Annotated in this window: 17 protein-coding genes; 12 read left to right on the forward strand and 5 right to left on the reverse strand. The window is 43.5% G+C overall.

Features of this window, described 5'->3' with window-relative positions; all coding sequences use genetic code 11:
* Positions 1-17 precede the first annotated feature (17 nt).
* Entirely contained in the window at positions 18-1,667 is a 1,650-nt protein-coding gene (locus GLO7428_RS11635; RefSeq protein ID WP_015188740.1) for an MBL fold metallo-hydrolase, read from the reverse strand.
* 104 nt (positions 1,668-1,771) lie between these two features.
* Positions 1,772-1,894, reverse strand: a complete 123-nt coding sequence (locus GLO7428_RS29460) for a hypothetical protein (protein ID WP_015188741.1) — start codon at positions 1,892-1,894, stop codon at positions 1,772-1,774.
* 11 nt (positions 1,895-1,905) lie between these two features.
* Between GLO7428_RS29460 and GLO7428_RS11645 the strand changes: the two genes are divergently transcribed.
* The 9 genes from GLO7428_RS11645 (at position 1,906) to GLO7428_RS11685 (ending at position 9,014) form a co-directional block, all read left to right on the forward strand.
* Positions 1,906-2,520 (forward strand): DNA-3-methyladenine glycosylase, encoded by a 615-nt coding sequence (locus GLO7428_RS11645; RefSeq protein ID WP_015188742.1) that lies wholly within the window; start codon positions 1,906-1,908, stop codon positions 2,518-2,520.
* Positions 2,521-2,585: 65 nt separating this feature from the next.
* Positions 2,586-2,903, forward strand: a complete 318-nt coding sequence (locus GLO7428_RS11650; protein WP_015188743.1) for a helix-turn-helix transcriptional regulator — start codon at positions 2,586-2,588, stop codon at positions 2,901-2,903.
* Positions 2,888-3,433, forward strand: coding sequence for an SRPBCC domain-containing protein (locus GLO7428_RS11655; protein ID WP_015188744.1), 546 nt, complete (start codon positions 2,888-2,890; stop codon positions 3,431-3,433). Before GLO7428_RS11650 ends, GLO7428_RS11655 begins: the two co-directional genes overlap by 16 nt.
* Positions 3,434-3,495: 62 nt before the next feature.
* Positions 3,496-4,089, forward strand: coding sequence for an ATP-dependent Clp protease proteolytic subunit (locus GLO7428_RS11660; RefSeq protein WP_015188745.1), 594 nt, complete (start codon positions 3,496-3,498; stop codon positions 4,087-4,089).
* Entirely contained in the window at positions 4,086-5,111 is a 1,026-nt protein-coding gene (locus tag GLO7428_RS11665; RefSeq protein WP_015188746.1) for an NAD-dependent epimerase/dehydratase family protein, read from the forward strand. Before GLO7428_RS11660 ends, GLO7428_RS11665 begins: the two co-directional genes overlap by 4 nt.
* Before the next feature lie 168 nt (positions 5,112-5,279).
* Positions 5,280-6,737: a hypothetical protein gene (locus GLO7428_RS11670; RefSeq protein WP_015188747.1), complete on the forward strand. Its 1,458-nt coding sequence runs from the start codon at positions 5,280-5,282 to the stop codon at positions 6,735-6,737.
* A gap of 127 nt (positions 6,738-6,864) precedes the next feature.
* The gene (gene rsmA, locus GLO7428_RS11675; protein WP_015188748.1) at positions 6,865-7,686 is read left to right on the forward strand and encodes a 16S rRNA (adenine(1518)-N(6)/adenine(1519)-N(6))-dimethyltransferase RsmA; all 822 of its coding nucleotides are present in this window, start codon (positions 6,865-6,867) and stop codon (positions 7,684-7,686) included.
* 53 nt (positions 7,687-7,739) lie between these two features.
* Positions 7,740-8,693 (forward strand): 4-(cytidine 5'-diphospho)-2-C-methyl-D-erythritol kinase, encoded by a 954-nt coding sequence (gene ispE, locus GLO7428_RS11680; protein ID WP_041918611.1) that lies wholly within the window; start codon positions 7,740-7,742, stop codon positions 8,691-8,693.
* Between the two features lie 6 nt (positions 8,694-8,699).
* Positions 8,700-9,014: a DUF3082 domain-containing protein gene (locus GLO7428_RS11685; RefSeq protein WP_015188750.1), complete on the forward strand. Its 315-nt coding sequence runs from the start codon at positions 8,700-8,702 to the stop codon at positions 9,012-9,014.
* Positions 9,015-9,216: 202 nt separating this feature from the next.
* Here the strand turns inward: GLO7428_RS11685 and GLO7428_RS28470 are convergent, their stop codons facing one another.
* Complete coding sequence (locus tag GLO7428_RS28470) at positions 9,217-9,417, reverse strand: hypothetical protein (protein WP_196797503.1); 201 nt, start codon at positions 9,415-9,417, stop codon at positions 9,217-9,219.
* Positions 9,418-9,618: 201 nt separating this feature from the next.
* On the opposite strand from GLO7428_RS28470, the gene GLO7428_RS11690 reads away from it, so the two are divergent.
* Positions 9,619-9,819: a DUF2811 domain-containing protein gene (locus GLO7428_RS11690; protein ID WP_015188751.1), complete on the forward strand. Its 201-nt coding sequence runs from the start codon at positions 9,619-9,621 to the stop codon at positions 9,817-9,819.
* Between the two features lie 136 nt (positions 9,820-9,955).
* Here GLO7428_RS11690 and GLO7428_RS11695 read toward each other — a convergent pair whose 3' ends face one another.
* Complete coding sequence (locus GLO7428_RS11695; RefSeq protein WP_015188752.1) at positions 9,956-10,669, reverse strand: response regulator transcription factor; 714 nt, start codon at positions 10,667-10,669, stop codon at positions 9,956-9,958.
* Here GLO7428_RS11695 and GLO7428_RS29465 point away from each other — a divergent pair.
* Together GLO7428_RS29465 and GLO7428_RS11700 are read left to right on the forward strand one after the other, a co-directional pair.
* On the forward strand, positions 10,656-10,784 hold the full coding sequence (locus tag GLO7428_RS29465; protein ID WP_255348405.1) for a hypothetical protein: 129 nt from the start codon (positions 10,656-10,658) through the stop codon (positions 10,782-10,784). The genes GLO7428_RS11695 and GLO7428_RS29465 overlap by 14 nt on opposite strands.
* A 189-nt stretch (positions 10,785-10,973) precedes the next feature.
* Positions 10,974-11,600, forward strand: a complete 627-nt coding sequence (locus GLO7428_RS11700) for a CPP1-like family protein (RefSeq protein WP_015188753.1) — start codon at positions 10,974-10,976, stop codon at positions 11,598-11,600.
* A 44-nt stretch (positions 11,601-11,644) separates the two neighbouring features.
* Here GLO7428_RS11700 and GLO7428_RS11705 read toward each other — a convergent pair whose 3' ends face one another.
* Positions 11,645-12,343, reverse strand: a complete 699-nt coding sequence (locus GLO7428_RS11705; RefSeq protein ID WP_015188754.1) for an HAD family hydrolase — start codon at positions 12,341-12,343, stop codon at positions 11,645-11,647.
* Positions 12,344-12,382 lie beyond the last annotated feature (39 nt).

Raw genomic sequence — 12,382 nt, forward strand, 5'->3', positions numbered from 1 at the left:
CTTTCTCAACTTACAACTTATTCTTCACTACTACGTTCATAGACAGGACAGTAACCTTCTGGTGTCACCTTAAACCCGAACAAAGGAGATGCTTGATTCCAGCATCGCTGTCCGCGTTGAAATTTACAAGTAGCGCAGCAACTGACTTCGTTAGCGATGAGGCGATCGCTTGTTTGATTCAGTAACTCCCGCTGTGACAAGCCGCGAATGACTAATTCTTCGCCTTGCCAACGGGCTTCAACTAATCCGGTATCCGCAAAAACGCGCCAGCGGGGATCGGCAATAATTGATTCTGGTAGCGTAATTGTAATTACCGTCCCCAACTCATTCAGTTCACCTTCATAATTAGTTTCTGGCGCGGCTGGTTGGATAAACGTATCGCCGACTGGTAAATCCACCGCTGTACCACTCGCAGGCGAATGCAAATGGTAGCGATTTTGTAACTCATCTAAGCTGGTGAGATCTGCTAAATAAGCTGGCGAACCATGAACAAAAATAACGTGCTGTGGTCGTAGATTGTGAATCAGTTGCGTAATTCCAGGACCATCGCTATGTTGTGCGAGTAAATACGTTTCTACGGTAGTTGAGGGTTGAGGTGCTAATTCTGGTAAAGACTGAGGATGAGGAAGTAAACGCCCTGGTTTTTCTGGAAAGAGAATCAACCAAGGACCCGTTTCGGGCTGGCAATATTGTTGTAAATCTGCACTTTCATCAGTAATCACAATACAAGGCGATTTTCCTACCTCAGCGCGCTGTTGTGCTGTTAACCTGCGCATTCGGGGGCGTACGCGTTCATCCCAGAATAACGGTTGATGACGTGCAAAGTTTTGGACTGACGCGGGGAGTTGCGGTAGCATTTCTAGGTAAGCATCGCAGCCAGTAGCGACCATCCCATCAACCCAAATATCTAAATCGCGACCAGTAAAACTGTGATGACTCCGCAGTAACATGAGAATTTCTTGCCCAATTCCCAGCGTTGGCGTTGGCATTAACACACAATAACCTTGAGCGATCGCCCGATTAATGCGTTCAGCAAGTTGATTTTCTTGCGATCGCCGATGCGGATGGCGTGCTGTTCCGTAGCTTCCTTCAATAATTAAGACATCAGGCTTTAATCCGCGCAACTCCTCTAGTGGCATTCCTTCGACTAAGCGCGAATTCGATAAAAAAAAGTCTCCTGTGTAGAGTAACGTATACGTCCGCTGTGGTGTGGTGTACGTCAATAAAATCGCGGCTGCGCCTGGTAAATGTCCCGCCGGAAACAACTCCGCACTCAAACCATCTTGAAATTCTACAGGCGATCGCCACGGTAATGCTTGACAAAACTGCGTTTGACTTGCCTCTAACCAGTTAAGAGGTAATAATTGCGTTGTGGCTTCGCTAGCGTAGATGGGTAATGAAGGAAAAGCCTGATGTAATGCCAGTAATCCCTGTGCGTGATCTGGATGCGCATGACTACACAAAACTATATCGGCTGGCGGCGATCGCTTCCCTTTTTTGAGGATAGAAACGTCTTCAATGCCACAGTCGAGTAAAATGCGATAAGGTCCCATCCGTACTAATAAACACACGCCTTCATCAGCATGATGAACGCTGTACGGGAAACACTCTAATTCGGAACTTGTTTCGCCAACGTGACGGGAGGCTGTAGGTATCCGATTGCTCATACACACCTCCACTCAAACCCAGTGCAGGCTAAAAGCTAGGGAATAGATAGATTGAATTTTGATTTAACTCACCCCTGATTTAACTCTGTGCGATCGCGGTTCATTTAGTGTGCAGAACCGTTACCGTGATAATTATCTGTGTCATAAAAGCCGTTTTTCGTACCAAAGAATAAGCACGACACAGTAAAAATGACTGTTAATCCAACAAGAATTAGTTTGACATCCATCTCGCTACCCCATGAATTGCGTAAATTCAACGACACTCAATCAGATTGTAGAGCCTTCTTGGTTCGAGCGTCCATCTACTGAAGTTGCACCCGATCTACTCGGCTGTACGCTTGTCCGCAAATTACCCGATGGACAAACCCTACGAGGTTTAATTGTCGAAACCGAAGCTTATGCTGTCGGCGATCCGGCGTTTCATGCGTACCGGCGACGCACCGAACGCAATGCGGTACTCTTTGGACCTGCTGGAAGAAGTTATGTTTATCTTATCTATGGAATCTACCATTGTTTCAACGTCGTCACTGATGCGGATGGCGTTCCGAGTGCAGTTTTAATTCGTGCTTTACAACTCGAATTCCCAGCAGAAGTATCATTTCCAAAACCGCACCGAATCGCGGCTGGACCTGGTAAATTGTGCCTAGCGTTACAGATTGATCGCAGCTTAAATGCTGTACTCCTCCAACCGAGTGAACCACTGTGGTTAGAACATCGAACCCTAGAATTTCAACAACAGCTTGATTGTCAAATTACCAGCTTTGTGCAAACGACGCGCATTGGAATTACGCAAGGAGTTGATTTACCGTGGCGGTGGTATATCAAAAATTGTCCTGCGGTTTCTAAAACTTGACATTTAAGCGATTACTTATATATTCTAAAAACAGTTAAGCATTTACTTAAGTATTTGCAACTTTCATGCGAGGAGATATTTTTTATGCGATTGCCGATCCGACACGTCGAGCAATTTTAGATCGCCTGCGGGATGGAGAACAACCTGTAAAGCAGCTTGCAGAACCTTTTGCGATGTCTTTACCAGCAATTTCGCAGCATTTACAGATTTTGTGTGAGGCGGGTTTAGTCACGCAACGGCGCTTAGGGCGTCAGCGAATCTATCAACTTAATCCCGAACCATTACAACAAGTGCAAAATTGGGTTTCGCATTACGAACAGTTTTGGCAAGTGAAACTCGATAACCTCGGTGAATATCTGGAGGAGTCATGTTCCGAGTCGTAAAGATGGAAGTTTTCTATCCGTATCCGCCAGAGAAAGTATGGAGGGCGATCGCAAATCGTCAAACATTAGCAAAGTGGTTGATGGAAAACAACTTTGAACCCTGTTTAGGACACAAGTTTTGCTTTCAGTCACAACTACCAGGATTAAACGAGGTTATTCACTGCGAAGTACTGAAACTGAAAGAACCCTACGAACTCGCTTATTCTTGGCAAGATAACTTGATGGAATCTCGCTCAATAGTAACTTGGACGCTAACACCTGTTGACGGCGGTACACAACTGCATTTAGAACATCGCGGATATCAGCAGGATGCGATCGCTATCAGTATACCTGCACGTCAATCTCAATCTTGGCAAGCACAGTTAACACATCCAATTGTAGTAAGCGATCGCGTTTCGGAACCTAAACAATTAGGAAGTATTCTACTCAATTCTTATTTCAATGGTAAGTGGGAATATTTGCTTCATCACAAATTTGTAGAAGTTTTGGCTTCTGAAGCACCTATTGAAAGCACTTCTTTGGGTACTTAATAAACCACAAAGGCGCAAAGTACACAAAGAAAAAACCAAGAAAGTATTACCATATAATTGCTATGACTACTCCCATACCACTAAGCATTCCAGTTATTCAATCTTTTCCTCAACAAGAGCAACCATTTGATATTTATTCGCGGTTGCTTTCCGAGCGAATTGTGTTTTTGAAAGGTGAATTGACTGAGGAAATTGCTAACTTAATTATTGCACAATTACTGTTTCTTGATGCTGAAAATCCAGAAAAAGATATTTCTTTATTTATCAACTCTGATGGTAGTTCAGCACCTGCGGCAATAACTGTTTACGATGCAATGAAACAACTTCGTAGCGATATTACTACCGTTTGTGTTGGTACTGCTGCTGCGATGGGTGCCTTCCTACTTTCTTCTGGAACTAAGGGCAAAAGATATGCTTTACCACACGCCCGAATTAGATTACAGCAATCGTCAGGAAATGTTGAAGGAAAAGCAGTTGATGTTGAGTTAGCTGCTCAAGAGATTTTATACCTTAACCAAACCCTGAATCAAATTCTTGCTGAAAATACTGGAAAAACTCAGCAGCAGATTGAAATTGATTTAAGTAGAACTTTATTCCTGAATGCTGAAGAAGCAAAAAACTACGGTTTAATCGACAGCATTATAACAAAACTATGAAAATTTTAGTTATAGGAGGAACCAATTTTATTGGTCCAGAAGTAGTACGTCGGCTTCATGCAATGGGTCATGAAGTAACTGTATTTCATCGGGGAAAAACTTTAGCTGAATTACCGTTAGGAGTAAAGGAAATTAAAGGCGATCGTGCTCAAATTATTGAGGGAAAAACTCAGTTTGAGCAACTTTCACCCGATGTCGTTTTAGACATGATTCTCTATACTGAGCAAGATGCGCTGACAACAATGAAGGCATTTAAAGGTATTGCCCAGCGTATTGTTGCAATTAGTAGCATGGATGTGTATCGTGCTTATAACGTACTCTTAGGTAAAGAATCAGATATTATTCCCATACCACTTACCGAAGATTCGCCACTACGTCAGCAATTCTATCCTTTTAAGGATATGCCACAAAGAGCGCTCAACGCTCCGGCGGATTACGACAAAATCTTGGTGGAACGAGTTGTGATGGGTGATGCTGATTTACCTGCTACAATCATCCGCTTACCAATGGTATACGGAGCAAAAGATCCATTACACCGCTTGTTTCCTTATCTCAAGCGAATGGATGAAAACCGTCCGGCAATTTTATTACCAGAAAAGTTTGCGCAATGGCGCGGTTGTTATGGATACGTGGAGAATGTAGCGCTAGCGATCGCACTAACAGTGACAAATCCCCAAGCCACAAAACGCATCTACCATGTGGCAGATTTACAAGTCTCTGAAGCCGAACGCCTCAATCAAATTGGGAAAGCTGCTGGATGGCAAGGTAAAGTTATATCTATTCCCCAACACTATTTACCAGCAGATTGGAATTTACCTTTTAATACCGAACAACATTGGTTTGCTGATACAACACGAATTCGTCAAGAACTTGGTTACAGCGAAGTTGTATCGCCAGAAGAAGCGCTGAAACAAACGATTGATTGGGAACGCAGTAACCCACCGCAAGAAATGCCCCAATGGACAGGGTTAGAATTGTTAGATTATGCTACTGAGGATGAGATTTTAACTCGATTGAGCTAGGGCAATCTTAAACGAACCACAGCGACGCAGAGAACACAGAGTAAAGAGATTAAGAGGTTTTTTTGTGTTGAGATAGCTATAGTACAAATGCGATCGCAACTCATCCAGGATAATATTGTAATCTTGATGCAGTCTGGTAAAACATAAGCAACTGCAATCAATCGATTTATGCCAAGCCAGCAATCTAACTTTTACGATCCGCGTCAAGCCGAATGGAATGGTATTCCTATAGACGAATGGAAACCATCTGACTGGAAGCAGTGGAAACCGAATAACCCAAAGGATGAGGCGGCGAAAATCGAACGCGAGTATCTCAGGATCAAGTATGCGATCGCCCAAGCAAACACAGCATTAAGTATCGATCGAGTCAAAGTTAAACTCAAGCTAACGACCGCTAAATCGATCGGTTTGCAAGGAACTTTCCCCTGTAAACCTGGTGATGTGGGTAAACATGGAAGTTCCAATAAGCAGTACACAATTTCACTAGGGTTTCCTGCGAGTGATGCGGGTGTCAAAACGGCTGTCGCTAAAGCACGGGAATTGGATCTCCTGTTGATGACAAAGCAATTTCAGTGGACACCAGAACTCTTAGGTAAGCAAGCACAAAAAATTACCTTACCATATGATACCGCCAAGCCAATTTGCGAACTCATTCAAGAATACGAGCGAGAATTTTGGAAAACTCATGAGAAAAATCGCCAAGGAATCCGTACTTGGGAGACGCATTATTTGAGATATCTCAAAAAACTTCCTCAAGATGTTCCCTTAACTCAAAATGCTTTAGAACAAGCTTTAGCGAAAGTTCCACCCAACACTTCAACAAGATTTTATTTGGCTTGGCAACTCAAAAAGTTTTGTGATTTTTGCGGTGTTGATGGTAATAAACTTATTACTTCATATACGACACCCCAACCATCACCGAGTATTCGTAAAATTCCTACCGATGAGGAAATTATTCAAGGTTTTGGTACAATAGGAACTCCGCTATCACCCTACGCCAGCAAGGAAAATTTAACGCAACCCCGACAGTGGCAATGGGTATACGGAATGTTAGCTACCTACGGTTTAAGACCTCATGAATTATTTGCGATAGACCTTGAAGCTTTCACAACCCCATCTAATATATTTCATCTAGTCACACTTGATCCTAGTCTTACAGGTGGTACAAAAACAGGCGAACGTACGTGTGGAATTCCACCGTTACATCCGCAGTGGGTTGAGTTATTTGATTTAAAAAACATCAAGTTCCCCAATACCGGAGGAACTTTAAATAATCAAACTGCTAAAATTCACATTCGATTTAGAACAGCGCATTTAAATTTTAAACCTTACGATCTGCGCCACGCCTATGCTTTGCGCGGACATCGCTTGCGTATTCCCATAAAAACTATGGCTGATTATATGGGTCATACTGTACAGGAGCATACGAAGACGTATCAAAGATGGATTAATGAGGACACAAACTTAGAAATTTACAAAGAAATTGTCATTCAAAAAGCGAATACTCAAGAAGCACTGAAAGCAAGAGTAGATGAGTTAGAAGTCGAAAATGCTGTTCTCAAAGCTGAAGTGAAATCTTTGCGGGAATTACTGATCAAACACCAACTGGGTAAACTGCTAGGCTAGTTCTAAACCATATATTAAACATAAAGTCAATAAGCAAATTAGCAAATATCAAGATAAAAAAGTAAGCAAAAACTAAGAAACAGTATTAGCAAGAAGACCAAAAAGTCAATAATAAAGAGAATTGTAGATGGTAAAACCGCGCAGGGTCTTTGCGCAGCATTGGCTCAAAAATGAAAAAGCCCTCAACCAAATCGTCGCCGCCGCAGAAATCACAAAACGCGATCGCATCCTCGAAATCGGTCCTGGAACAGGAGTATTAACTCGTCGCCTGCTACCGCTAGCTGAATCAGTTGTCGCCGTAGAAATTGACCTTGATTTGTGCGAATTATTAGCTAAAAAGCTGGGAAACACCGAAAACTTCTTACTCCTACAAGGCGATTTTCTCGAACTAGATTTACCCTCTTTATTAACTTCTTTCCCGAACTTTCAATCGCCCAACAAAGTCGTTGCGAATATTCCCTACAACATTACAGGACCAATACTCGAAAAATTACTCGGAACAATCGCTAACCCCAATCCTCAACCCTTCGACTTGATCGTACTCCTCGTTCAAAAAGAAGTCGCCGATCGCCTATACGCCAAACCAGGGTCAAAAACCTTCGGCGCACTCTCCGTTCGCGTCCAATACTTAGCCGAATGCGAATTCATCTATCACGTCAACGCCAAAAGCTTTTATCCACCACCAAAAGTTGATTCTGCTGTTGTTCGCTTGCGTCCGCGACAATTACAATTACCCCCACTCAATCCACATCATCTAGAAACGCTAGTCCAACTCGGTTTTGCCGCAAAACGCAAAATGTTACGAAATAATTTGAAAGCAATCATCGAACGCGATCGCCTCACCAAATTACTAGAAAATTTAGAAATCAACCCCCAAGCCCGTGCCGAAGACCTCAGCGTTACACAATGGATATCCCTAAGTAATCAACTAGAATCATCATCCTACTAACCTAAAATCCTTCCTTCGCGTCCTTTGTGCCCTTAGTGGTTCGTCCCCAAAAAATGCATTCCTACTCACTCATTGCCCCCGCCAAAATTAACTTATATTTAGAAATCATCGGCGATCGCCCCGATGGATATCACGAATTGGCGATGGTCCTCCAAAGCATCAGTCTCGCCGATCAAATCGATATCCGCGCTGCAAGTACCGACACAATCCGCGTCCGCTGCGAACATCCTCAAGTTCCCACCGATAAAAGCAACTTAGCGTACAAAGCCGCAGCATTGATGGCAAACCAATTTCCCGATGCTTTTGCGCAATATGGTGGTGTGGACATTACGATTAATAAAGAAATTCCTGTCGCCGCTGGATTGGCTGGCGGCTCGACAAACGCCGCTGCGGTATTAGTCGGAATCGATTTATTATGGGAACTAGGACTCACGCAATCTGAACTCGAAGAACTTGCAGGAAAACTAGGTTCAGATGTTCCCTTTTGTATTGCAGGTGGAACCGCGATCGCCACAGGTAGAGGTAACGAACTGTCACAATTACCCAACCTAGATAATCTCTACGTTGTTTTAGGAAAATATCGCAGTCTTGCCGTTTCCACCGCATGGGCTTACCAAACTTATCGACAGCAATTTGGCGATTCTTACCTAACCGATACCCACAGCCTAACCTCACGCGCCGCTGCTGTCCACTCAGGACCAATCGTCAAAGCGATCGCTCGTAAAGATGGCGTGCAAATCGCAGAAAAACTCCACAATGATTTAGAGCGTGTCGTGTTACCAGAATACCCCCAAGTCGCACAGCTACGCCAAGTGTTTCAAGAAGCTGGAGGATTAGGCGCAATGATGTCTGGTTCAGGTCCTACAGTATTTGCTTTGTGCGAGTCGCATGAACAAGCACAACAAGTGCAGCAGTATGTCAGAAAGGCAATTCCCGACCCAGATTTGGAATTGTGGTTAGCGCAAACATGTAGTACAGGTATTCAAGTCGCCACTAGTGCTAAGTAAAAAACGATGAATAACCAAGATAAGACTGAAACAACAAACACGACTCCCACCCCGCTGCGTTGCTTAACAGGATCTCTCATTTCTGGAGGACTTGCAATTGCGCTTTACTCGCTAACAAGTGCGATCGCCCAAACGTTTGCCGCCAAACCGATTCATTCTGATAATCCGGCTGTTATTAATATCGCCTCCGCTGTTCGTACTTTAGTAGTCGGAATCACGGCGTTAGGAACTGGAATCTTTGGTCTAGTCGCCTTAGGCTTAATCGGTTTGGCGATTCAACTCCTAATTCAACAAGCTACAAAAAAAAGTTCACCTAGTTAACTTAGGTACACCACATCAGTTGGGATTTTACTCAAGAAAGGTATAGGGCAGGAGGCTTTTATTTTCCAGAAAATCCTCGTGCCTTGATAGTTTGCTGTCTCTAAATAACGTGTATTTTTTGTACTATGCATCTCTAAATACACAGCCGTCTGCGTTCATACTTCTGCCCTCTGCCTTCATAACTCTAAATTCTTTGCAATTCTTATTTTTGTCGCAACTTTTCCCCACACATTCCCCACCGTTTCCACAGGTTAATCGCAGTTTTTCCACAGATGTACGCAAGTTTTCCACAGGCAGTGACGTTAAATAATCGTTTGATAGATGATCTGTGGATTTTGTGTGCGGTTGCTGTATCCTCAAACAACACGGATATCATGTAAAGATATGTAATAAAAAATCGCATCAAAAGCTGATTTTTACGTAAATATTTTTTTTACATAAAGTCTCTTGTAACATTTCGCAGCATTGACGGGACAGTGATTCTTGCCGGACAATAATGCACCTAACCCAACAACGCTCCAGCGGTGGGGAAAACCAAAGTTGCACCGTATCCCAGCCACTGCAAGTCATTTTCACTCTTTACCTTTACTTAGGGAGATCCTCGATGAACGCGACAGTTAGTATCCTGACCGAAATTCCTGAAGAACTACACGAATCACTCAAAAGCTACTTAGAAAGTCATCCCACCTGGGATCAAGACCGTGTATTCACGGCTGCGCTATCGCTGTTTTTGCTCCAAAATGGCAACGGCGATCGCCGTGCGGCTAGAGTATATCTCGAAAGCTTATTTCATCACTGTGGCTAGAGCAAGTGTATCTTAGTGCCTAGCCGTCTTTAGCATTGCGAATTTCAAGCGACAACTGCATACAATAAATCGCGGCTGCCTTCCCTGAAAATAAGAATACGGCAGCCGCTAGATATGTAAATATATAGGCAAGATATTAAGAATTACTCTGCTCTGGTAGATTCGGAGCCTCGAACTTATAACCTACACCACGAACAGTCTGAATCAAAATTGGTTGAGTCGCATCAATTTCAATTTTCTTGCGAATTTGACCAATATGCACATCGACAACTCTTTGATCGCCTACGTAGTCGTAATCCCAAACTTCTTGAATCAGTTCCGCACGCCGCCAAACCCGCCCTGGATGGCTCGCTAAAAAACGCAACAAGTCGAACTCTAGCGCAGTTAAAGGAATGAGTTGGTTATTGAGTGTCACTTCTCTCCGTTCGGGATCGATCACCAGCTTTTCAAACGTCAAGCGCTGTTTTTCTGCCGCTGTGACAACTCGCTGACGCTTCAAAATAGCAGCAACTCTCACTTCTAATTCACCCAAGCTAAAGGGCTTAGTAAGATAATCATCCGCACCTTGAGCAAATCCCCGAATTTTATCGGCTTCATCCGCCCGACTCGTCAGCATCAAAACAAAAACTTTAGTGCGATTTTGCATATCTTGGCAAAGTGTATAGCCAAGGACATCCGGTAAATTGACGTCGAGAATCACTAAGTCAGGATTAAATTGCTCAAAAGCCGCAAGTGCAGTCTTGCCATCTTCGGCAGACTCCACCTGATAGTTCTTGCTTGATAAAAAGCGTTGGATTAAATTACGGATGGCAGGATCGTCATCAACGACAAGAATCTTGGCAAGAGCCATAGTCATCACTTTGTACAACAAACAAAAGGAACTTCAGGTACGCAAAGAACGCGATCGCGCGATTCGGCAACAAGAACTACAATGCTTAAACAATTATCAGCTTATAAGCCATTAATGCCAAGCGTCTTCCGCAATTCTACTATTGCTTCTTAATGTAAATGACGCATTGATAAATTATTCATCGTTTCCCTAACTCGGATTCAGGTTGTGCTAAATTGAGTATTGGTAATCGTTTGTTGGTAGTTAACTCGACCGACACGACCTAAATGTTCCCTCCACTGGCTGCTCCTGCGATTAAGTCAACATGGGCGATCAAAATTACTACGAAAAGCTTGGGGTAACCGAAGACGCTACGTTCGATGAAATTCAAGAGGCTCGCAATCGCCTGCTACAACAGTACAGTGGCGACTCTAAGCATCTAGAAGTAGTCGAAGCTGCTTACGATGCAATTCTGATGGAACGGCTGCGGATGCGTCAAGAAGGTAAAATTAAAGTGCCTGAAGGTATCCGGTTTGCCGAACGACTTTCACAAACACCTCCTCAAGAAAAACCAGCGCCTACTAAGAAGTCGCCTGAGTGGGTACAACGGCTGCTCGACCAGCCAAGCCCAACGGATATCGTAGTGCCAGGTACTGTATTTCTAGGATTAAGTGCTTTAAGTATTCTTGCTACAGCAGCAAGCATTCAAGGCCTACAACTCGCCTTGATAGCTGGTGTGGGAGCGAGTTTCTTCTTTTTATACCGTAAAGAGAAAAAGTTCGGTAGAGCCGTGCTGCTAACTGCGATGGGTCTCATTATCGGACTTATTGCAGGCGGAATACTCGGCAGCATACTCTTGCCCCAGGTGAGCAGTATAGGAGTATCAGTAGAACAATTTTCTACGGTGCTGACTTTTGTTCTACTGTGGATAATCAGTAGCTTCCTCCGCTAAAAATAGTGGGGTTCAGGAATCAAATTCCCTGAACCCCATTGCGATTAACCAACTTGTGGTAGAAACTCATACAACAAGATATCTACGGCTTCTTGCAAGTTATTAACGATTAAGTCAGGCTCGTACTTTTCCAATTGCGTGCGATCGCGAATACCGCACAATACCGCCATAACTTTGACTCCATGCTTTTTAGCAGTCACAATATCAGCTTCGGTATCTCCCACCATCCATGTTTCATAAGCAGGTGGTAACTCAACAAGTGCGCGCTCCATTAGTAATGGTTTATCATCAACATCGCGCGTCTTAACGTAATCGTTACTTAAGCAATAACACCGATTTTTTGGGAAAAATCGACCGAGATCGTGCTGTTCAAACGCGAATTCTAGCTCGCGGACGCGCCGCATTGTCATTACTGCCAAATCTATCCCAGCGCGTTGAACTTCTTCTAAAGCGGTGATAGCACCAGAAGCAAGGCGATCGTACTCAAAATAAGGCTGAGTATGGACAGTTTCGCGTCGTAACTGCGCGAATTCTTGCGCCTGTAATTCATCTAAACCGGAAATCATCCCGATTTTCTTCTCTGAAATCCGCGCTCGTTTTAACTTCCAAAATTCGGCTTTAGTAAGTTGTTTTACTTGCTGATCTCGACGTCGCGTCTTCTCCAAGCAGAGTTTGTAAACTTGATAGTATCTTTCTGATACATCAATAATAGGACCGTCAAAATCGGTAATAAGTCTTAACATTTAGCAAATAGTGTAAACTTTATTTACACGTTAGCTAAT

It is taken from the genome of Gloeocapsa sp. PCC 7428 (assembly GCF_000317555.1).
Classification (GTDB): domain Bacteria; phylum Cyanobacteriota; class Cyanobacteriia; order Cyanobacteriales; family Chroococcidiopsidaceae; genus Chroogloeocystis.